This window comes from Nonomuraea sp. NPDC049750 (assembly GCF_040659625.1).
In the GTDB taxonomy this organism is placed as follows: domain Bacteria; phylum Actinomycetota; class Actinomycetes; order Streptosporangiales; family Streptosporangiaceae; genus Nonomuraea.
Map to the genome: position 1 here is coordinate 96480 of NZ_JBFANB010000020.1, position 18619 is coordinate 115098.

Genomic DNA, 18619 nt, shown 5'->3' on the forward strand with positions numbered 1-18619 from the left:
TGGGCCCGTGAGCACAGGAGACCACCACGGGCCCACAACCCGACCCCACCCCACGGCTATACGACACGGCACCACATGGCACCACACGGTTCCAAATCTGCGGTGCGCACGAACGGAGCGGTGAGCGGGACGGGGCCGCACAAGGGTGAGCACAACGTACGTCCCGAACGCGACCGCGTTGCTGGGGCTGCCCGCGCTCGCCGAGCGGGCGGCCTGGTCTGGGCTGCTCACGATGGCCCAGACGCCGGGCTCCTTATGGCTGCGCGGCTCATGAACCGCGGCTCCTAAACAGCGGTGAGGATGACAGGCCCGTCGTCGGTGATGGCCACCGTGTGCTCACTGTGGGAGGCGCGTGAGCCGTCAACGGTCCGCAACGCCCACCCGTCGGCGGCCGTGAGGTAGCGGCCGTCGCCGCCCCCGGTGAACATCGGCTCGATCGCCAGCACCAAACCCGTCCGCAGCACCAGCCCACGCCCCGGCCGCCCCTGGTTGGCCACGTGCGGGTCCTCGTGCATCTTCCGGCCGATCCCGTGCCCGCCGAAGTCGATCGGCACGCCATAGCCGCCCGCCACCGCGACCGAGGAGATGGCGTGCCCGATGTCGCCCATCCGGTTGCCCGGCCGCATCGCGGCGATGCCCGCCCGCAGCGCCTCCTGCGTGGCCTCGATGAGCGCCACATCACGGGCGCGCGGCAGCCCCACCACGAAGCTGACCGCCGAGTCGCCCGCCCACCCGTCGAGGTAGGCGCCGCAGTCGATGCTGACCAGGTCGCCGTCCTTGAGCCGGTAGCGGTCCGGGATGCCGTGCACGATCACGTCGTTGATCGACGCGCAGATGACCGCCGGGTAGGGCGTCGGCGCGAAGTGCGGCTGATAGCCCAGGAACGCGGGCGTGGCACCGGCCTCGGCGATGATGGTGGCCGCCAGTTCGTCCAGCTCGTCGACCCGCACCCCCACCGCCGCATGCTTGACGATCGCCTGCAGTGCCCGCGCCACCACGCGGCCCGCTTCGCGCATCGCGTCGATCTCGGCCAGTGTCTTGATCTCTACCATGTCGATAACTATACCGGTATTTTTATCCCACTGGTATGCGTATCCCGGCTGTAGACTCGGGTTCATGGTCCGACCCTCGCTGACCCCCGAAGAGCGACGGCGCGGCGAGCAGCTCGGCCTGCTGCTCCGCGACGTGCGCGGCGACCGCAGCATCGTCGAAGTCGCCGCCGCGGCCGGCATGTCCGCCGAAACCCTCCGCAAGATCGAGACCGGCCGCATCCCCACCCCGGCCTTCTTCACCATCGCCGCCCTGGCCGACGTCCTCGGCGTCTCCCTCGACCACCTCGCCCTGCGGCTCACCCCCGCCACACCCGCCTGAGCGAGACGAAACCGGGCCCGCCCAACCGCTCTCCCCGCCCAAGAGCCCACTCGAGCCAGGCGGAAGCGGGCCCGCTCACCGATCCGGGGGGTCGGCCCGCTTCAACAGCGGATGCGCCCGCATCGCCCCCTCCAGCTCACCCGGCAACTCATCGCGGTAACGCCCCAGCGTCGACAGATCACTGTGCCCCAGCACCCGCCGCACCGCGTCCATGTCCACCGCGTCCGCCAGCAGATGCGTCGCCGTCGTATGCCGCAACCCATGCGGCGTCACCGACCGCCGCTGCTCGGCCGCCACCCGCCGCTGCACCCGATCGATCACCCCCTGCACATCACCACGCGCCAGCCGCCGCCCCCGCCACGACAACAACAACGCCTTGTCCGGCAACGCCGCCCGCTCCCGCGCCAGATAAGCCTCCAACGCCAGCGCCACATCGCGGGGGAGCGGCACATCCCGCGTGCGGCCCCCCTTGCCGAAGATCCGCCAATAACGCACCCCGTCATTGGTGTAGAAATCCTCGACATTGGCCCGCACCAGCTCCGACACCCGCGGCCCCAGCGTCGACAACAACAACACGATCAACGCATCACGCAACTCCGTCCGCTGATCACGCCGCCCCGCCGCCGGCGCCTCACCCGCCGACCGCGCCGCCCCGATCAACCCCTGCGCCTGCTCCCGCGTCAACGCCCGCCGCTCGGGCCGCAACCCGCCCCGCTCCCTGGCCGTCACCGTCGACGACGCCATCGGATTGATCTGCACCCAGCCCGCCAGCGACGCGTACTTGAACAACGCCGAGATCGAACGCCGAAACCGCGCCTGCGACGACGGACTCTGCCCCCCGCCACCCGCCGGGCGCCGGCCATCCGGCTTACGCGCGAACGCCAGCAAGATCGCGTCGACGTCCTCACCCGACAGGTCGTCCAGCACCGTCGACTCCCCGGCCAGCGCCACCAGCGTCGCCACATCACGCGCATACAGCTCCGCCGTCGCCTGCGACAACGCCCCCGTCAACGTCTTGGCCCGCACCAGCTCCACATAGCGGTCGGCCGCCTCCACCACCGTCAGCCGATCGAGCTCAGCAGGCCGCACCGTCCCCCCTCACCCCAAGATCCACCGAAGATCCACACAGGCAGACGGTAGCGGGCCCCACCGACAGAAAATCAGATGTCGCGGAAGGTCTCGATCCGCGCCCCCAGCGCGTTCAGCCGCTCGGCCAGATCCTCATACCCCCGGTTGATGACGTACACATTGCGCAGCACCGACGTGCCCTCACCCGCCATCATCGCCAGCAGCACCACCACCGCCGGCCGCAGCGCCGGCGGGCACATCATCTCCGCGCTGCGCCAGCGCGTCGGCCCCTCCACCAGCACCCGATGCGGATCCAGCAACTTCACCGACGCCCCCAGACGCGTCAGCTCCGTCAGATAGATCGCCCGGTTGTCGTAAACCCAGTCATGGATCAGCGTCGAACCCTGCGCCGTCGCCGCGATCGCCGCGAAGAACGGCACATTGTCGATGTTCAGCCCCGGGAACGGCATCGGGTGGATCTTGTCGATGGGGGAGACCAGCTTGGACGGCCGCACCGTCAGATCCACCAGCCGCGTCCGCCCGTTGGCCGCCGGATACTCGGCACCCCGATCGTGATCGAGGCCCATCTCCTCCAGAACCGCCAGCTCGATCTCCAGGAACTCCACCGGCACCCGGCAGATCGTCAGCTCCGACTGCGTCACCACCGCCGCCGCCAGCAGGCTCATCGCCTCCACCGGGTCCTCAGAGGGGGAGTAGTCCACATCCCGCTCGATCGAGGCCACCCCGTGAACCGTCAGCGTCGTCGTGCCCACGCCCTCCACCCGCACACCCAGCTCCTCCAGGAAGAAGCACAGGTCCTGCACCATGTAGTTGGAGGAGGCGTTGCGGATCACCGTCACACCGTCGTGGCGCGCCGCCGCCAGCAGCGCGTTCTCCGTCACGGTGTCACCCCGCTCGGTCAGCACGATCGCCCGCGACGGCGACACCCCCCGATCCACCCGCGCGTGGTAGAAACCGCCCGTCGCCGTGATGTCCAGCCCGAAGTGCCGCAACGCCGACATGTGCGGCTGCACCGTACGCGTCCCCAGGTCGCAGCCACCCGCGTACGGAATCTGGAACTGGTCCGTACGATGCATCAACGGCCCCAGGAACATGATCACACTCCTGGTACGCCGCGCCGCCTCGGTGTCCATCGACTCCAGCTCCAGCCGGGCCGGAGGCACGATCTCCAGGTCACTGCCCTCGTTGATCCACCGCGCCCGCACCCCGATCGAGGCGAGCACCTCCAGGATCCGGTAGACCTCCTCGATCCGCGCCACCTTACGCAGAATCGTCCGCCCCGAGGTCAGCAGCGACGCGCACAGCAGCGCCACACACGCGTTCTTGGAGGTCTTGACATCGATGCTGCCCGACAGACGCCGCCCGCCCACGACCCGCAGATGCATCGGCCCGGCATAGCCCAGCGACACGATCTCACTGTCGAGCGCCTCACCGATCCGCGCGATCATCTCAAGACTGATGTTCTGGTTACCGCGCTCGATCCGGTTCACCGCGCTCTGACTCGTCGCCAAAGCGTCCGCCAGCTGCAGCTGTGTCCACCCACGGTGCTGGCGCGCGTCACGAATCAACCGGCCGATCCGCACGAGATAATCATCAGTCATAACACGACAACATATCTCACATATGAGATGTGGCCGCACCCGACCCCGCCGACGCGCCGGACAACTCCCGATGCACCGCCAGATGCTCCGGCGTCGCCACCACCTTACGCTTACGCACGAACGCCTGACGCGCCTGCCGGAACCCATTGCGGTCATCGAACATGTCCCGGCTCATCTCCGCCAGCTCCTCCACCCGATAGGCCTCCAACGGCTTACGCCGCTCATCGGCCTCCCGCACCTCCCGCCTGATCCCCAGCAACCGCTCATAATCATCGCCGGCCGCCAACCGCTCGGCGTACTCCAGCACCGACCGCTCGAACTCCAGCCGCGACCCCACCATCATCCGATCGGCCAGCCCCAGCTCCACCGCCTGCGCCGCACCCACCGGCAACGCCTCACCCGTCAGCCGCCCCGCCACCGACGCACCCACCCGCCGAGGCAGCACGTACGTCCAGAACTCCGACCCGAACAACCCCATCGTCCGATAGTGCGGATTCAACACCACACCCTCACGAATCAGCACCCGATCCGCGCCCAGCCCCATCATCACGCCACCCGCACCAGCGTTACCGCCCACAGACGTCACCACCAGCTGCCCCGTACAGGCGATCACCTCACGACACACCTGGTTGATCGCGTTGATGTTCATCCACGCCTCCAGCTCCGGATGACGCGCCGCCTCGATCACATTCAGATGAATGCCATTGGAAAACACCTCACCACCCCGCAGCACCACCACCCGCGTATCCTGCGCCGCCGCGTACCGCAACGCCGACGCCAGCCGCCGGCACTGCTCGGTCGACATCGCGCCGTTGTAGAAGTCGAAACTCACCACCCCCACCGCGTCACTACGGTCATAGGTCACCTCGCTGTAACCCGGCCGCTCCTCAAGCCCCGCCACCCGATCACCCAGCACCAACGCCGCCGGCAGCTTGATCGCCCCCGGCTCCTCCGCCCGCAGATGCCCCACCCACACCGTGCCGTCACCGGTGTGCACCAGCACCGCGCCCTCACGCCGCGCCACCACCGACCCCGGCGTCCCCACCACCACCGGGCCCCGATACACATCGAACACCCGCATCATCCGCCCCTCCAGCAACACCCGCCCACCCGGCGCCCCATCGGCCGAACGCACCCGCCGCAACACCGCGTCGGTCGGCTCCGACCAGGAGAACTCCCGGTCGCCATGCCGCATCGCCGGCCGCAACCGCCCCCGCACCAGCGGCGAACGATAATCCAGCGGCACCGGCGCGAACCCCGCGTCCATCGCCTTGGCCGCCACCTCCACCACCAACTCCACCGCCGCGTCGGCCACCGGCCCGTTGTAGAGGGCGGACTTGCGCGGCGGCTCGGCCGGCATCGCGAACGTCCGGAACCCCCAGATCGGCCCCGCGTCCATCTCCTCCACCGCCTGCAGCGCCGTCACACCCCACTCCGGCTCGGCGTCGGCGATCGCCCAGTCCAGCGAGGACGGGCCCCGGTCGCCAGGCGGCCCGGGGTGAATGATGATCGTGCGATGGTTCTGCCACAGCGGCGCCGGGATCTTCTCCTTCAGGAACGGGCAGATGGTCAGGTCGGGTTTGGCCAGCTGGGCCGCCTCCAGCATCACCTGCTCCGAGACGGCCAGCTCGACGGTGACGTCGTGACCGGCCCGGCGCAGTTCCAGCCAGGCGCGCTGGGTCAGGCCGTTGAAGGAGGAGCAGAGCAGCAGAATACGCAACGGAGAACTTCTTTCATGCGGGTCGTTCGAGGGGTACGGGGGCTCGCCGTGTGCGGGCCCAGGGGAGAGGGGCCGGCTCAGCCGGGCACACCTGGGCGCGGGTGACCCCACCGGTCCCAGATGTTTACGGCAGTCCCATATGGCCCGTACATGCCCTCGATGCTGACACGAACCTGCAAGTGCTGATGACACATCTCGGCAAAAATCCGCCCGGACCAGCCCCAAATGACCAGATTTGTCGGAATCGAATGTGGGGGAGAGGTCCCAAAACGACCCCGAAACCCCCTTCCACGTCCCGACAACCGGGCCCGCCTCGCGACCGAAACCCCGACCCGGACCGCTTGACACTTGCGGCGCCTCACCGTGATTGCGCCCCCTCCGGTCCGGCTTTCTGTCCTGTCGCAAAAGGGGCCCAACTTCACCGGCCACCGTGACCCGGCGCCCGATCTCAACGAGAACAACGGCGCCGCCACCATGGCGGTGATCGGGCTGGGCAAGGACCGCCCAGTTTCAGGGCCGAGACGCCGCAGGAGCCGGGACGTGCGACTGCTCGCGGGCCAGGAGCACACCGAGGACGGCGGCAAGGACAGGAAGGCCGGCGATGACCGCGACGATCGCCGGCCAAGGAGTCTCGAACGGCACCCGAACCGGCTCCTCCCACGTGGTACGCACCGTCAGAGGCCACAGCAGCAACATCCCGGCGGGACAGCCGGCGACCGCGCCCAGAACCGTTCCGCACAGGGCGCTCAGACCAGCGCGAAAGGCACAGAACCACCGGAAGGCCGCGCCCGATCCATTACCGGCCCGCCTCAGGACCCGAGCCTGACGCGCATTCGCGGCCCTTCCGAAGCCGGCGGTCAGCGCGCACACGAGGGCGACAAGGAGGGCCACCGCGACGACGATCAGCCACCCGGTCGAAGCCTCGAAGCCTCGTTCGACGTAAGCCTTGGCGACCGCGTCGTCCAGCCGGTCATCTAGACGCTTCTGCTCCTGCACCGTGACCCGCCGCAGGGTGGGGTCGACGATCAGCTCCTCCGGCTGGAGCTGGTATCCGAGGTCCCGGACGATCTTCGACGGGACGAAGATCGTCTCCATGCGCGGATCGGCGGCCCTGGCGCCGACCGCCGGGACGGTCCTGGTCGTCGTTGTCTTGTCGTTCTCGTTGATCTCGTAGGACAGCTCGACCGAGTCGACCTTCACCTCGGCTGACGTGATCACCACGACCGTGCCCTCGTCGTACGGCGTCGACTGATCACCCGTCAGATACCGCAGCAGCTTCTCGTCACCGATGGCCTGATTCCCATAGACAGCTTCCTCCGTTATTTCGACGTTCTCCGCCCTCACGGCGAAGAACCGAGACTCGGCCGAAGGGCGCTCAATCTGGGCAATCGGCACCCCGGGCAAATCGCGCTCGATCACCGCTCGCACGGTCGCCGCGTCCGCCGCCGAGAAAGGCCCCGCGAACAAGAGGTTCGGCTGGACCAATAAGGTGCCCGGCCTGGCTCTGGGGGAGTATTCGGCCCTGCTCAGCGTCGTTTGGCCGACCGCGATGACCATCAGCGCGATACCGAAAGCACTCGCCATCATCGCCAGCGTGATCGCGAGCACCGCGCGAACGCGACGATCGGCCAGGTCGCGGGCCGCCAGGCGGAAGGGCGGCGGCAGCCGTTCCGCATAGGGACCGGCAATCTCCAGTAGCCACGAAGGCAGCGGGCCGAGACCGGCGACAAGCAGTCCCGCGCCGATGAGGGTGATCAGCAGTATTCCGAAGGATTCGAGGGCGCCGTAACGCGAATCCTCATGCCCCAACCACGCACCAAGTCCCATCAACAACAAACTGGCGAACGACACGAACAATCCCACGACGACGAATCGCCGGCTTATGGACTCGTGGCGGTTGGGCGGGGCGGAGAGCAGCGCGGCAGGGATGGCCCCGGCTGCGGCCATCAGGGGAAGGCCGACGAACAGGATGAGGACCACTGCCGAGACTACGTAGAACGCAAGATCGAAGGACATGGCGGAATGGTAGTGAGCGGCAACGGCGACGCATACGCGCCATTGACGCCGCGGCATTTCACGCGCCCGCCACACGGGCCCCGCACACCGGGAAGCCGGCTTGATTCCCTGGGTGGCTATCGAAATGGAACTGTACGCGATACCGGACAGAATCCCGCTTCTGTCCGGTATCGCATATTTTCGGGTGATTTAGAGGCGGTTGACGAAGCGGGCGGCGGCGCGCTGGCTCATGCCGGTCTCGCCGCGTACGAGGAAGACGGCTTCCTGGAGCTGGCCGTGAGCCTTCATCTCGCGCGCCTGGTCGACGAGGTCGGGGCTGGGGGTGGGGCGGTTGCGGGGGTTCCTGGTCAGCCGGACGGCCAGGATGATCAGGTAGATGGCCAGGGCGGTGACGACGGCGGTGAGCGCGACGAGACCCGCGGTGGAGATCGCCAGGCTGTGCATCTCTCGATCGTAACGCCGCTCGTGCCGGAGATCAGCGGCGAGAAGACGCCCGGATGACGAGGAAGGCGATGATCGCGATCACGATCACGGCGAAGACGAGTAACTCCAGGGGCCCTATGTTCATATTGATCAGCGTAGGTGGCCAAAAGATGCCGTGTGCGGACCCTCTCCGTTTGCTTGATAATGAACATTATGTCAAGTAGGCCGCTTCGAGAGGGGCTCTGACTCGGGGTGGAGCCCCATGTGCGCTTAGTGACGTTGGTCACCCTGCCCGCCGGTCCGCCGAGTGGTGAACGTCGGGGCCTGGCCAGGGGGTGTTACGGGAGGTGACGGCCGCCTCCGGTGGGCCGGCGCGGTTCTTGATCATTACGGTGCGTGAGGCCGGAATGCTCTGACCGACGGGTTGACCTTCGGTTGATTCACTGTCCTGGCTGGCCGGATCGCCTTAGGGTGGGAAATCTGCTATCGCGCCGCGAGAGGAGCAGCACGTGGGGAATCAGTCGGTGTTATGTCCAGTGTGTCAGGGAGTTCTGCCCGCTACGGGCCGGGAGTCCTACACGACACTGCGGGGTCGTCTTATTGTGACCAACGGTTACTGCGGAGGTGGTTGCGCCGAGCGGCGGGCCGAGATGGAGCGGACGCAGCAGATGACGCGTCCTTCGGCCCCGGTTGTGCCGGCCGCTCCCCCGGTGGCTCCCGCGCCTTCCTTGGCTCCTGTCGCCGGTCCGGCGCGGGCGCGGGTGGCGGGCTGATCGTTTGTGTAGCCGGTGCCCGGGTTCTGCGCGGGTGCCGGGTGGGTCTCCGGGCCTGAGTAGTTGTAGTGGGTTTGTGGGCTGGCCGTTCTGTGCGTGTGGTCATACGTGGCCTTGTGTTGTGTGCCAGTAGTCGCGGGTCTGTACGGCGAGGCCGTCGGAGTCGAAGCGGGCGATGACGCAGCCCGCGAGGGTGATGGGTGTGCCTTCGTCGATGGCGTGGACGCGGAATTCGATGACCGCTTGGTCGCCGTCCACGATGGGGGTGGCGAAGGTGACGTGCGGTGCGGTTTCGGTGCTGAAGGACCAGCGGATGTAGTCCGCTATGGCGCCTCTCCCCCGGTGTGGTGGCCGGAAGGGCATGGAGGTGTGGACCGCGTCGTGGTGGTAGAGGGTGGCGATGTGGTCGGTGTCGTGGTGGGTCCAGCCGTGTTGCCAGGTGTCGGCGAAGCGCTGGGCGGCTGCTCGGGTGTTCATGGGTCTCAGTGTGGCGGCGTTTAACCGCTCGATTCTGTCGGTGGCGTTGGTTATGGTCTGAGCTCGTGTCTGGTGAGCAGTCGCTGGTCCGCGCGCGTGGGCTGGTGAAGCGGTTCGGGGATTTCGTCGCGGTCGACGGGATCGATATCGACGTGGCGCCTGGTGAGGCGTTTGGTTTCCTGGGTCCCAATGGGGCGGGTAAGTCGTCGACGATGCGGATGATCAGTTGCGTGTCGATGCCGTCGGCGGGTGAGTTGCGGATCTTCGGGCTGGATCCGGTGCGGGAGGGGCCGCGGATTCGGGGGCGGCTGGGTGTCTGCCCGCAGCTGGATAACTTGGATCCTGATCTGACGGTTCGCGAGAATTTGACGACGTACGCCCGTTATTTCGGGTTGTCGCGGGCGGAGGCGCGGGCGCGGGCGGAGGAGCTGCTGGAGTTCGCGCAGCTGAGTGATCGGGCCTCGAGCCGGGTGGAGCCGCTGTCGGGCGGGATGAAGCGGCGGTTGACGATCGCGCGGGCGATGGTCAACGAGCCGGATCTGGTGCTGCTGGACGAGCCGACGACGGGGCTGGATCCGCAGGCGCGTCATCTGCTGTGGGAGCGGTTGTTCCGGTTGAAGCAGCGGGGTGTGACGCTGGTGCTGACCACGCACTACATGGATGAGGCCGAGCAGTTGTGCGATCGGCTGGTGGTGATGGACGGCGGGCGGATCGTGGCCGAGGGGTCGCCGCGTTCGCTGATCGAGGCCCATTCCTCGCCTGAGGTGGTGGAGGTGCGCTTCGGCGGGCAGGAGCTGGCGGATTTCGTGGCGCCGCTGGCCGGGATCGGTGATCGGGTGGATGTGCTGCCGGATCGGATCTTGGTCTACGCCAAGGACGGTGACGCGGCGGTGTCGGAGGTGCATCGGCGTGGGCTGGTGCCCTCCAGTGTGCTGGTGCGCCGTTCGTCGCTGGAGGATGTGTTCCTGCATCTGACGGGCCGGACGTTGGTGGAGTGATGGCGCATCCGACGGTGGCGGTGCTGGAGCGGCATCTGACGCTGTACAAGCGGTTGTGGCGGGCGTCGTTGTTCTCGTCGTTCGTGTTGCCGGTGCTGTTCCTGGCCAGTATCGGGCTGGGGGTGGGCGGTTACGTCGGTGAGGTGGGCGGCGTGCCGTACGTGGAGTGGATCGTGCCGGGGGTGCTGGCGTCGACGGCGTTTCAGATGGCGGTCGGCGAGTGTACGTATGCGGTGTTCGGGGAGTTCCGGTGGAATCGCGGGGCGCATGCGATGTTCGCGACGCGGGTGTCGGTGTGGGACATGGTCGGTGGCTGGCTGCTGTACATCGTGTTCAGGGTTGAGATCGCGGTGGTGGCGTTCCTGCTGGTGGTGGGGGCGTTCGGGGCGTTGTCCTCGCCGTGGGTGGTGTTGACGCCGCTGGTGGCGGCGTTGCTGGCGGTGGCCGTGGCGGCGCCGGTGACGGCGTTCTCGGCGACGATTGATCATGAGAGTTATTTCGCGTTGCTGTTTCGGTTCGTGATGTTGCCCTCGACGTTGTTCGCGGGGGTGTTCTTCCCGGTGGAGCAGTTGCCGGCGCTGGTGCGGCCGGTGGCTTATGCGTCGCCGTTGTGGCATGGGGTGGAGCTGGCGCGGGCGGCGACGTCGGGGGCCGCTCCCCCGTGGCCGCTGTGGGCGCATGCCGGGTGTTTGGTGGTGTTCGCGGTGGGCGGGCTGTGGTGGGCGGGTTACGCGTTCCGTAAGCGACTTCAGGACTGATGATGGTGACGTTGGCGGTGGCCCGGCGGCTGGTGTCCGGCCGGGTTTGGGCGGGGCGTGTTTCGGCGGGCCGGGTGGGTGCGGTGGTGGGCCGCAATGTGGGCGCGTTGCGTTCGGGTGCCTCGTACTGGCTGGTGCTGGTGTCGGGGTTCTTCGAGCCGCTGCTGTATCTGCTGTCGATCGGTGTGGGTGTGGGTGCGCTGGTGGGGCGGATTCCGCTGGGTGATGGCCGGGTGGTGTCCTACGCGGTGTTCGTGGCGCCGGCGATGCTGGCGGTCTCGGCGATGAATGGGGCGTTGTCGGAGACGACGTTCAACTTCTTCTTCAAGATGCGTTATACGAAGACGTTCGAGGCGGTTTTGGCGACGCCGGTGCGGCCGATCGAGGTGGCGTTGGGTGAGTTGACCTGGGCGATGGTGCGCAGTTGTGTTTACACGGCGTTGTTCCTGGTGGTGATGGTGGTGCTGGGGCTGGCCGAGCCGGTGTGGGCGTTGGCGGCGTTTCCGGCGACGATGCTGGTGGGGGTGTCGTTCGGCGCGCTGGGGATGGCGGTGTCGACGGTGCTGCGTGGCTGGCAGGATTTCGATCTGATGACGGCGGCGCAGTTCTCGTTGTTCCTGTTTTCCGGCACCTTCTCCCCTGTGGCGGATTATCCGGGGGTGTTGGAGGTGGTGGTGCGGGTGACGCCGCTGTATCACGCGGTGGAGTTGGTGCGGGGTCTGGCCTCGGGTGTGCCGCAGTGGGGGTTGCTGGGGCATGCGGGTTATCTGGTGGTGATGGCGGTGGCGGGGTTGTGGTTCGCGGCGGGGCGGATTCAGCGGGTGTTGTGTGCGTAGCCGGCCGGCCGGCCGTGCCGAGGTGCGGGCGGGGGCGCCGGGGAGCAGGTCTTCTGCGTGCTGATCGCGTTGGTCGACGAGTCGCTGCTGCTCGCCGCGGATTCAACGCCCCGCGAGCCCCGATGCCGGACCCGTTAGCATGCGCTGAAGAACTCCCGCTGCGCCTGGGCCACGACGAGCGGGGCTCCGTCGTCTTCCGGCCCTGAATGCCCGGTTCCCGGCAGGGTGATGCGTCGCCCGTGCGGGAGTACCTCGGCCAGCTTGCGAAGGGTGATGTCGAAGTACGCCGCGCTTTTCGCGCCGCCGAGGAGGTGAGCTGCCCATCGACAGCGGGGGTTCGTACAGGGCGACGCGGTCGAGGGCGGGCGTGACCAGGGCTGTGCGCAGGACGACGAGCGCGCCTGAGCTCAGGCCGAAGATCTGGGATGCGCCGGTCGCCGCGATGAGCGCCTGTAGTTCTTCGACCTCTCTCATGAGGCTGAAGGCGGTTCCGTGGGGCCGCTCAGCCCGCGTCCGCGCCGGTCGGGCACGTAGACGGTGTGGTCGCTCGACAGAGCGGTGGCGAGCTTGGTGAGGTGCGCCATCCGAGGCCTGACGCTCGACGACCTAGACCTGGCCAACCGGCGAATAGCCCTCGCCGGCCGCCGCCAGCGACTCGGCGACCTCAGCCATCGAGCTCTACGCCACTGGCTCCGTCACCGCCGCGCCACCTGGCCGCACACCAGCAATCCGCACGTCCTCATCAGCGACAAGACCGCCCACGGCACAAGCCCGATCAGCCAACAATTCGTGACGCTGCGGATGAACCACACCGGATGCAGCGTCGACCGGATACGCAAGGAGGGCTGGGACGGAAAACGCAAGTACACCGTCCAGCAGATCGCGGACCGGCTCGGCATCGGCCGCGCAACCATCTACCGAAACCTCCACGTCTGAGCCCTGGAAGGGCGTCAGACGGCAGCAACGGCGAAACCCCACCCTCGGGCGGCTGAGACGGGACCGCGATGTTCCGGCCGGTCGCAGGACTGGCCAGCAGCTCGTGGATATCGTCCCAGTCCTACAACTTCCCGACCTGTACATCCGGCATAGCAACTACCCGCTCTGACTGGACCCGGTCAGCGACGCGCAGGCGGGGCGACGCCAGGTTCCGCGTGGTTGTGCGGCCTTGCGGCCGTCAGGCGCGGGCCGTCGTGAAGGCAGCGGCGCTCTCGCGGTCGAGCCAGGTGGCGAAGTCCATCAGGCCCGGGTGCTCCTTGCGTAGCGCGTCGATGTCGGCGTGCCAGCCGCCGCCGTGGTTGGCGAAGTCGTAGCCGGCCACGGCGTCGGCGTCGCGGCCGGCCAGTGCCTCGCGCGGGATATGCCGGTAGGCGATGGGCTGCCGCAGCGCCTGCTCCATGGCTCGGGCGATCTGCGGCATGGTCAGCTCGTCGCCGGCCAGTTCGATCGTCCGGCCAGCGTATTCGGCCGGACGGGTGAAGGCCAGCGTGGCGAACGCGCCGATGTCGGTGGCCGCGATGAGCTGGACCGGCACGTCCGGCAGGACGACGTCGGCCAGGACGCCGTCGCGCACGCCCGTCTGCGGATGAACCTGGTTCTCCATGAAACGGACTGGCCGCAGCGCGGTCATGGGCAGGCCCAGGTCGCGGGCGTACCGCTCCAGGGTGTCCTTGGTCTGCCAGCGCGCGATGCCGTGCGAGGCGTCGGCCGCGCCGACGGAGGCGTACACGAAGCTGCGGACGCCGGCCGCCGCAGCGGCATCGGCGACGTTGCGGCCATAGCGGAGCTCGTCGTCGATGGTGAAGCCGGGCGGCGTGCCGGGGTAGCCGAGGGTGGGCTGGACGCTGAAGACGCCGTCGACGCCGCGGGTGGCCGCGTCGAGCGAGGCGCTGTCGCCCATGTCGCCGCGGACCAACTCGGCGCCGGCGGCGGCAAGCGCCCGCGCGGCAGGGGTGCCGGGGTCGCGGACGAGAGCGCGGACCCGCTGCCCGGCGGCCAGCAGGCCGCGGGCCGTGGCGCTGCCCTGGGTGCCGGTGGCGCCGGTCACGAGAACGGTGATCATGTTTCCTCCGATGGCGGGGGTCGAGAACAGGTCAGGTGTCGGGCAGGTGGTGGGTCGAAATGGGGTCAGGTGTTGAGCAGGTGGTGGGTACGGCCGAAGGCCAGATCGTCGACCAGGCGGCGCTGCCAGGGGCGCTGGATGATGGCGTGGGTGAGCCGGCGGGTGGCGCGCGGCGCGGCCATGATCTCGGCGGCCAGCTCCCAGGCGCGCGGCTGCAGTCGCTCGTCTGGCACGACCTCGTTGACCAAGCCCAGCTCCAGCGCCTCGGCGGCGCCGACGCCTGCGCCGGTGTAGAGCATCCGCGCGGTCCGCTTGAGGCCGAGCAGTTCCTGGTAGACCAGGTGCTGGCCATCGCCGGGTACGGCGCCGGAGCGGAAGTGGGTGTCGTCGAACACGGTGCCGGGGGTGCACAGCGTCAGGTCGCAGGCAAGGGCCAGCTCCTGGTGGTAGCCGGGCCCGTTGAGCGCGCCGATCGTCGGCACGTCCACGGAGAAGACGAGGCTGCGTAGCAGCGCGATGCCGTCGCGGTAGAGGTCGTAGCGGTCCTCGCCCCGCTGCGCCGGCGGCCGCTCGCGCAGGGCGGGGTCGAGCCCGCCGGTCCACGCGCCGCCAGTGCCGGTGAGGATCAGCACCTCGTTGTCCAGGTCTGCGCCCGCTTCGTGCAGCACCTCGCCCCACGCGTGGTGCAGCGCGAGTGACATGACAGCCGGGCCGCCGCCGGTGTGCGTGCGCAGCAGGAGCACTCCGTCCCGGCGCTCCATCGCGAAATGCTCGGCGTGCCGGGCGGCGTACTTCGGTGGTTGGGAGTTCATGACACCTCCTAACCGGGGAGTCTCCCCGGTTTCTGTTCGGGTACGATACGGGGATAGTCCCCACTTAGGCAAACCCGGGAGGCGACGATGCGGGCCGACGCCCGGCGCAACTACGACCGGCTGGTGGCCTGTGCTCGGGCCGCCTTCGCCGAGCTAGGGGCCAATGCGCCGCTGGACGACATCGCACAGCGGGCGGGAGTCGGCAACGCCACGCTCTACCGCCACTTCCCCACCCGGCAGGCGCTGCTGGAGGCGGTCTTCCGCGACCACATCGACGCCCTGTGCCGCCGGGCCGGAGACCTGATGTCCGCGCCGTCGCCGGGCGCGGCGCTAAAAGAGTGGCTGGGCGCAGTGATCGCGCAGGGCAGTACGGAGCGCGGGCTGGCCGCATCGCTGCTGGCAGCGCTCGGTGAGGACGGCTCGTCGTGCCGCGCGGCGGTGTTCGGGGCGGCGCGGGCGCTGCTGGCGCGGGCACAGGAAGCGGGCGACGTCCGGACGGGCGTACCGGTCGAGCAGCTGTTCAAGCTGGTGAACGCCATCGCACTGGTCACCGAGACGGAACCGGACGCGGCGGGGCAGGCGGCCGCCCTGCTCGACCTGATCTTCCACGGTCTGACTCCGCGCCCGTGAGCGACGGGTGCGGAGTCAGAGCGTTGAGGAGCGCGCGAGTCCGGCGGGGTTAGCGGCAGGGCGAACAAGAGCGAGAATTCCAGCACCTTGGGCGCCACGTCGGCGAACATCCCGGGCGGCAGTTCGATCGCCCGGGCTGCCGCCAGCTTGCGAATCTCGGTCATCATCGACTCCAGGCTCACGTTGCCCGGCGCGGACTTGATGAACGCCAGCACGTAGAAGTCCTCGGCAGCCGTCTCGCTGGCGGGCTCCTGGCGGTCGCCGGCCGCCTCGGCTCTCGCGCGGCTGGCATCATCAATGCCGACCAGTGCGCAGATGCGCTGGGTGGTCTCGAAGCTCAACCGGGAGCAGATGCGCACCGACCAGGTGACCTCCGCCTTGTGCAGCGCCGAGGCCACGATCCGGGAGATCCGGCCAGGCGACGGTTTCGGCTGGGCGCTGCGCTGAGGGTCAACTTCCTGACCTGACGATGGCCGCGATGGTGCGGGGAGCGGTCCGCGCTCGTCTCCGGGGCCACGGCAGGGGCAGCCACGCCGTGGTGCAGGCGGGCAGGGCGCTTGGTGTACGGCCGATCGCGGTCGTCTCGTCGGCGAGCTCTGAGCGCCGAATGGTCAGGCGTAGGGGTGTACGGCGGTGACCGAGGTGAGCGGGAGTGGGCCGTACAGGTGGGGGAAGCCGTTTTCGAGGCGGATGTCGAGTCCGGCGGGGTCGATCTGCAGGATGAGCAGCGGCTGGGTGACGTGGCCGTAGAAGGCGGTGTGTACGCCGTGGAGCTGGTCGAGGTCTCGGCTGCAGTGGATGAAGCCCTCTTGGTCGAGGGTGCGGCCGAGGGTGGAGATGCGGTACTCCCCCGCCGGCTGGGCGTCGGCCCAGTCGGCGGCCAGGGCGAGGTGGAGGATGTCTATGGTGTCCATTCGGAGTCGAGCATGGCATAGATGACCTCGGAGGACCATTCGCCTTTGACGTGCTCGTTGTCGATGAGGTGGGCTTCGCGGCGCAGGCCGAGTTTTTCCAGGACGCGGCCGGAGGCGGTGTTGCGGGCGTCGAGGCGGCCGACGATGCGGTGCAGGCCGAGTCCTTCGAAGCCGAGGCGGAGCAGTTCGCGGCCGACTTCGGGGGCGTAGCCGCGGCGGTGGTGGTCGGGGTGCAGGATGTAGCCGATCTCGCCTTGGCGGTGTTGTTCGCTGGTCCAGATCAGGACGCCGTTGCCGATGAGCTGGCCGGTGTCGCGCAGGGTGATGGCGATGTCGATGGCGTCTCCTTCGTTGAGGAGGGCGACGCGGGTGATCTTCTTTTCGAGGAAGGTGCGTACGGTCTCGAGGTCGCGGGGTTCCCAGTAGAGGTAGCGGGCGACGTCGGGCCGGGATTCGTAGGCGTGCAGCGCGTGGAGGTCGTCAGGGGTGAAGGGGCGCAGCAGGAGGCGGTCGGTGAGGATCGGGTAGTGGGGTTTGAGCACGGGGGCAGTGTAGATAATCCGTCTTTGGGGGCGCGAGGCGTTTTCGCCGGGGCAGGCAGGCGGGCGGGCGGACAACAGGGCGGGCGGTGGCGGGCGAGGAGCGTTCAGTGTGCCAGGGGTCAGTGGGCGCCGGCGAGGTTGAGGACGATGACGCCGCCGATGATGAGCAGGATGCCGCCGATCTTGAGCGGGGTGAGGGTCTCCCCCAGGAAGGCGGCGCCGATGAGGGCGATGGCGGCGGTGCCGGTGCCGGACCAGACGGCGTAGGCGGTGCCGACTTCGAGCTGCATTTTCAGGGCGCGGGCGAGCAGGACGAAGGAGATGAGGTAGCCGATGGCGACGATGGCGGCCCAGCCGAGGTGGGACAGGCCGTTGCTGAGTTTGAGCGCGGTGGTCGCGATGACCTCGGCGGCGATGGCGATCGCGAGCAACAACCAGGCCATGGTGAATCCCTCCCCGTGAGCGGCATTGAGATGGCCTCGGTGTGATCGTGGGTAGTGCTGGAGCCACTGCCGGTCACCGCCGGGGCCATGAAGACGAGTGTGCTGACCGGGGCGGCGTGTGTCGAACCCCCGATCGGTGGGTGGCCGGTGAGGCGGAAGCGCTTGAAAAGGGAGTCGAATGCGTGTTCCACTGGGGCCGTGGGTTGGGACGCGCTTTCGCTTGTTGAGGCCGCAGATGATCGTCCGATGATCGAGCGGCGGGCGGTGTTGCGTGACGGCTTCTATGAGACGCAGGCCCGCACGATGATCGAGCGGGTGCCGCGGAGTGCGGGGATCGCTCAGCGGTGGTCCGTCTCCCCCTATCGTGGCTGTGCCCATGCCTGCCGTGGCTGTGGTGCCCGTGCGGGTCATCGGCGGCTGGGGTTGGACGCGGGGCGGGATTTCGACACGCGGATCGTGGTCAAGCCCAATGCGGTGACGCGGTTGCGGGCGGAGCTGGCGCGGTGGGGTGGTGAGGCGCTGGCGGTGGGGGTCAGTGGTGACTGTTACCAGCAGGCGGAGGCGACTTATCGGCTGATGCCGGGCATCGTGGAGGCGCTGGGTGAGGCGGCGGTGCCGTTCACCGTCTACACCAAGAGTCCGCTGGTGTTGCGGGATGCCGCGGTGCTGGCGCGGGCGGGGGCGCAGGTGGCGGTCTCGATCGCGTTCGTCGACGAGCGGATCCGGCGTGGGGTGGAGCCGGGCGCGGTGGGTGCGCAGGCGCGGCTGGAGTTGGTGTCGGCGCTGGTGGAGGCGGGGGTGTCGTGCCGGGTGCTGATGGCTCCGGTGCTGCCGTTGCTCAGTGATGGGGCCGATCAGTTGTCGGCGACCGTGCGCCGGATCGCGGCCACGGGGGCCAGGGTGGTGGAGCCGGTGGTGTTGCGGCTGCCGCCGGGGACGCGGCAGTGGTATCTGGAGTGGCTGGGTGAGGCGCATCCGCATCTGGTGGAGCGTTATGAGGAGTTGTACGACGGGGCGGGGTTGCCGGCGGCCGATTACGAGGAGCGGATCACGGGGCAGATCGGGCAGTTGTGCCGGGTCTACGGTATGCGGTCGGGGCCGCCGGAGCCGCCGGAGCGTGAGCCGCGGTTCCCGCAACTGGCGCTGGTCTGACTACT

Annotated in this window: 21 protein-coding genes; 9 read left to right on the forward strand and 12 right to left on the reverse strand. The window is 68.6% G+C overall.

The annotated features are described in order from the left end of the window. The first annotated feature begins 145 nt into the window (after nucleotides 1-145). On the forward strand, nucleotides 146-274 hold the full coding sequence (locus tag AB0J16_RS39135; protein WP_358549541.1) for a hypothetical protein: 129 nt from the start codon (nucleotides 146-148) through the stop codon (nucleotides 272-274). Between the two features lie 10 nt (nucleotides 275-284). Here the strand turns inward: AB0J16_RS39135 and map are convergent, their stop codons facing one another. Then, on the reverse strand, nucleotides 285-1052 hold the full coding sequence (map, locus tag AB0J16_RS39140) for a type I methionyl aminopeptidase (protein WP_358549544.1): 768 nt from the start codon (nucleotides 1050-1052) through the stop codon (nucleotides 285-287). A gap of 64 nt (nucleotides 1053-1116) precedes the next feature. Between map and AB0J16_RS39145 the strand changes: the two genes are divergently transcribed. Next, nucleotides 1117-1371, forward strand: a complete 255-nt coding sequence (locus AB0J16_RS39145; RefSeq protein WP_357645069.1) for a helix-turn-helix transcriptional regulator — start codon at nucleotides 1117-1119, stop codon at nucleotides 1369-1371. 75 nt (nucleotides 1372-1446) lie between these two features. Here the strand turns inward: AB0J16_RS39145 and AB0J16_RS39150 are convergent, their stop codons facing one another. The 6 genes from AB0J16_RS39150 to AB0J16_RS39175 form a co-directional block, all read right to left on the reverse strand. Beyond that, nucleotides 1447-2460: a tyrosine-type recombinase/integrase gene (locus AB0J16_RS39150; protein WP_358549546.1), complete on the reverse strand. Its 1014-nt coding sequence runs from the start codon at nucleotides 2458-2460 to the stop codon at nucleotides 1447-1449. Nucleotides 2461-2531: 71 nt separating this feature from the next. Further along, complete coding sequence (locus AB0J16_RS39155; RefSeq protein WP_358549549.1) at nucleotides 2532-4061, reverse strand: UDP-N-acetylglucosamine 1-carboxyvinyltransferase; 1530 nt, start codon at nucleotides 4059-4061, stop codon at nucleotides 2532-2534. A gap of 16 nt (nucleotides 4062-4077) precedes the next feature. Further along, nucleotides 4078-5781, reverse strand: a complete 1704-nt coding sequence (locus AB0J16_RS39160; protein WP_358549551.1) for an enoyl-CoA hydratase-related protein — start codon at nucleotides 5779-5781, stop codon at nucleotides 4078-4080. 510 nt (nucleotides 5782-6291) lie between these two features. Then, nucleotides 6292-7797, reverse strand: a complete 1506-nt coding sequence (locus AB0J16_RS39165; protein WP_358549554.1) for a hypothetical protein — start codon at nucleotides 7795-7797, stop codon at nucleotides 6292-6294. A gap of 189 nt (nucleotides 7798-7986) precedes the next feature. After that, nucleotides 7987-8241, reverse strand: a complete 255-nt coding sequence (locus AB0J16_RS39170) for a hypothetical protein (protein WP_358549557.1) — start codon at nucleotides 8239-8241, stop codon at nucleotides 7987-7989. 854 nt (nucleotides 8242-9095) lie between these two features. After that, the gene (locus tag AB0J16_RS39175) at nucleotides 9096-9470 is read right to left on the reverse strand and encodes a nuclear transport factor 2 family protein (RefSeq protein WP_358549560.1); all 375 of its coding nucleotides are present in this window, start codon (nucleotides 9468-9470) and stop codon (nucleotides 9096-9098) included. Between the two features lie 65 nt (nucleotides 9471-9535). Between AB0J16_RS39175 and AB0J16_RS39180 the strand changes: the two genes are divergently transcribed. From AB0J16_RS39180 to AB0J16_RS39195, 4 genes are all read left to right on the forward strand, one after another. Continuing rightward, complete coding sequence (locus AB0J16_RS39180; RefSeq protein WP_358549563.1) at nucleotides 9536-10468, forward strand: ATP-binding cassette domain-containing protein; 933 nt, start codon at nucleotides 9536-9538, stop codon at nucleotides 10466-10468. Beyond that, nucleotides 10468-11226: an ABC transporter permease gene (locus tag AB0J16_RS39185; RefSeq protein WP_358549566.1), complete on the forward strand. Its 759-nt coding sequence runs from the start codon at nucleotides 10468-10470 to the stop codon at nucleotides 11224-11226. The genes AB0J16_RS39180 and AB0J16_RS39185 overlap by 1 nt, the downstream gene beginning before the upstream one ends. Further along, on the forward strand, nucleotides 11226-12062 hold the full coding sequence (locus AB0J16_RS39190; protein ID WP_358549569.1) for an ABC transporter permease: 837 nt from the start codon (nucleotides 11226-11228) through the stop codon (nucleotides 12060-12062). Before AB0J16_RS39185 ends, AB0J16_RS39190 begins: the two co-directional genes overlap by 1 nt. Nucleotides 12063-12599: 537 nt before the next feature. Beyond that, nucleotides 12600-12998 carry a helix-turn-helix domain-containing protein gene (locus AB0J16_RS39195; protein ID WP_358549572.1) on the forward strand — a complete coding sequence of 133 codons (399 nt, stop codon included), beginning with the start codon at nucleotides 12600-12602 and terminating at the stop codon, nucleotides 12996-12998. Between the two features lie 238 nt (nucleotides 12999-13236). On the opposite strand, the gene AB0J16_RS39200 is transcribed toward AB0J16_RS39195, so the two are convergent. Beyond that, complete coding sequence (locus AB0J16_RS39200; protein WP_358549574.1) at nucleotides 13237-14121, reverse strand: NmrA/HSCARG family protein; 885 nt, start codon at nucleotides 14119-14121, stop codon at nucleotides 13237-13239. A gap of 65 nt (nucleotides 14122-14186) precedes the next feature. Next, nucleotides 14187-14933: an enoyl-CoA hydratase/isomerase family protein gene (locus AB0J16_RS39205; protein ID WP_358549577.1), complete on the reverse strand. Its 747-nt coding sequence runs from the start codon at nucleotides 14931-14933 to the stop codon at nucleotides 14187-14189. A gap of 87 nt (nucleotides 14934-15020) precedes the next feature. Here AB0J16_RS39205 and AB0J16_RS39210 point away from each other — a divergent pair, with 87 nt between their 5' ends. After that, nucleotides 15021-15563: a TetR/AcrR family transcriptional regulator gene (locus AB0J16_RS39210; protein WP_358549580.1), complete on the forward strand. Its 543-nt coding sequence runs from the start codon at nucleotides 15021-15023 to the stop codon at nucleotides 15561-15563. 297 nt (nucleotides 15564-15860) lie between these two features. Then, nucleotides 15861-16010: a hypothetical protein gene (locus AB0J16_RS39215; RefSeq protein ID WP_358549583.1), complete on the forward strand. Its 150-nt coding sequence runs from the start codon at nucleotides 15861-15863 to the stop codon at nucleotides 16008-16010. A gap of 164 nt (nucleotides 16011-16174) precedes the next feature. On the opposite strand, the gene AB0J16_RS39220 is transcribed toward AB0J16_RS39215, so the two are convergent. The 3 genes from AB0J16_RS39220 to AB0J16_RS39230 all read right to left on the reverse strand — a co-directional run bounded on the left by AB0J16_RS39220 (nucleotide 16175) and on the right by AB0J16_RS39230 (nucleotide 17462). Beyond that, nucleotides 16175-16477, reverse strand: coding sequence for a DUF952 domain-containing protein (locus AB0J16_RS39220; RefSeq protein WP_358549586.1), 303 nt, complete (start codon nucleotides 16475-16477; stop codon nucleotides 16175-16177). Next, nucleotides 16465-17019 carry a GNAT family protein gene (locus tag AB0J16_RS39225; RefSeq protein ID WP_358549589.1) on the reverse strand — a complete coding sequence of 185 codons (555 nt, stop codon included), beginning with the start codon at nucleotides 17017-17019 and terminating at the stop codon, nucleotides 16465-16467. The genes AB0J16_RS39220 and AB0J16_RS39225 overlap by 13 nt, the downstream gene beginning before the upstream one ends. 119 nt (nucleotides 17020-17138) lie before the next feature. Continuing rightward, nucleotides 17139-17462, reverse strand: coding sequence for an SMR family transporter (locus AB0J16_RS39230; protein WP_358549592.1), 324 nt, complete (start codon nucleotides 17460-17462; stop codon nucleotides 17139-17141). A 246-nt stretch (nucleotides 17463-17708) separates the two neighbouring features. On the opposite strand from AB0J16_RS39230, the gene AB0J16_RS39235 reads away from it, so the two are divergent. After that, on the forward strand, nucleotides 17709-18614 hold the full coding sequence (locus AB0J16_RS39235) for a radical SAM protein (protein WP_358549595.1): 906 nt from the start codon (nucleotides 17709-17711) through the stop codon (nucleotides 18612-18614). Nucleotides 18615-18619: the final 5 nt, after the last annotated feature.

Coding starts and splice junctions, on each gene's coding strand:
- AB0J16_RS39170 (WP_358549557.1), bottom strand. CDS start 8,241: ATGCACAGCCTGGCGATCTCCACCGCGGGTCTCGTCGCGCTCACCGCC.
- map (WP_358549544.1), bottom strand. CDS start 1,052: ATGGTAGAGATCAAGACACTGGCCGAGATCGACGCGATGCGCGAAGCG.
- AB0J16_RS39220 (WP_358549586.1), bottom strand. CDS start 16,477: ATGGACACCATAGACATCCTCCACCTCGCCCTGGCCGCCGACTGGGCC.
- AB0J16_RS39190 (WP_358549569.1), top strand. CDS start 11,226: ATGATGGTGACGTTGGCGGTGGCCCGGCGGCTGGTGTCCGGCCGGGTT.
- AB0J16_RS39175 (WP_358549560.1), bottom strand. CDS start 9,470: ATGAACACCCGAGCAGCCGCCCAGCGCTTCGCCGACACCTGGCAACAC.
- AB0J16_RS39210 (WP_358549580.1), top strand. CDS start 15,021: ATGCGGGCCGACGCCCGGCGCAACTACGACCGGCTGGTGGCCTGTGCT.
- AB0J16_RS39185 (WP_358549566.1), top strand. CDS start 10,468: ATGGCGCATCCGACGGTGGCGGTGCTGGAGCGGCATCTGACGCTGTAC.
- AB0J16_RS39205 (WP_358549577.1), bottom strand. CDS start 14,933: ATGAACTCCCAACCACCGAAGTACGCCGCCCGGCACGCCGAGCATTTC.
- AB0J16_RS39165 (WP_358549554.1), bottom strand. CDS start 7,797: ATGTCCTTCGATCTTGCGTTCTACGTAGTCTCGGCAGTGGTCCTCATC.
- AB0J16_RS39235 (WP_358549595.1), top strand. CDS start 17,709: ATGATCGAGCGGCGGGCGGTGTTGCGTGACGGCTTCTATGAGACGCAG.
- AB0J16_RS39215 (WP_358549583.1), top strand. CDS start 15,861: ATGCCGACCAGTGCGCAGATGCGCTGGGTGGTCTCGAAGCTCAACCGG.
- AB0J16_RS39230 (WP_358549592.1), bottom strand. CDS start 17,462: ATGGCCTGGTTGTTGCTCGCGATCGCCATCGCCGCCGAGGTCATCGCG.
- AB0J16_RS39200 (WP_358549574.1), bottom strand. CDS start 14,121: ATGATCACCGTTCTCGTGACCGGCGCCACCGGCACCCAGGGCAGCGCC.
- AB0J16_RS39145 (WP_357645069.1), top strand. CDS start 1,117: ATGGTCCGACCCTCGCTGACCCCCGAAGAGCGACGGCGCGGCGAGCAG.
- AB0J16_RS39155 (WP_358549549.1), bottom strand. CDS start 4,061: ATGACTGATGATTATCTCGTGCGGATCGGCCGGTTGATTCGTGACGCG.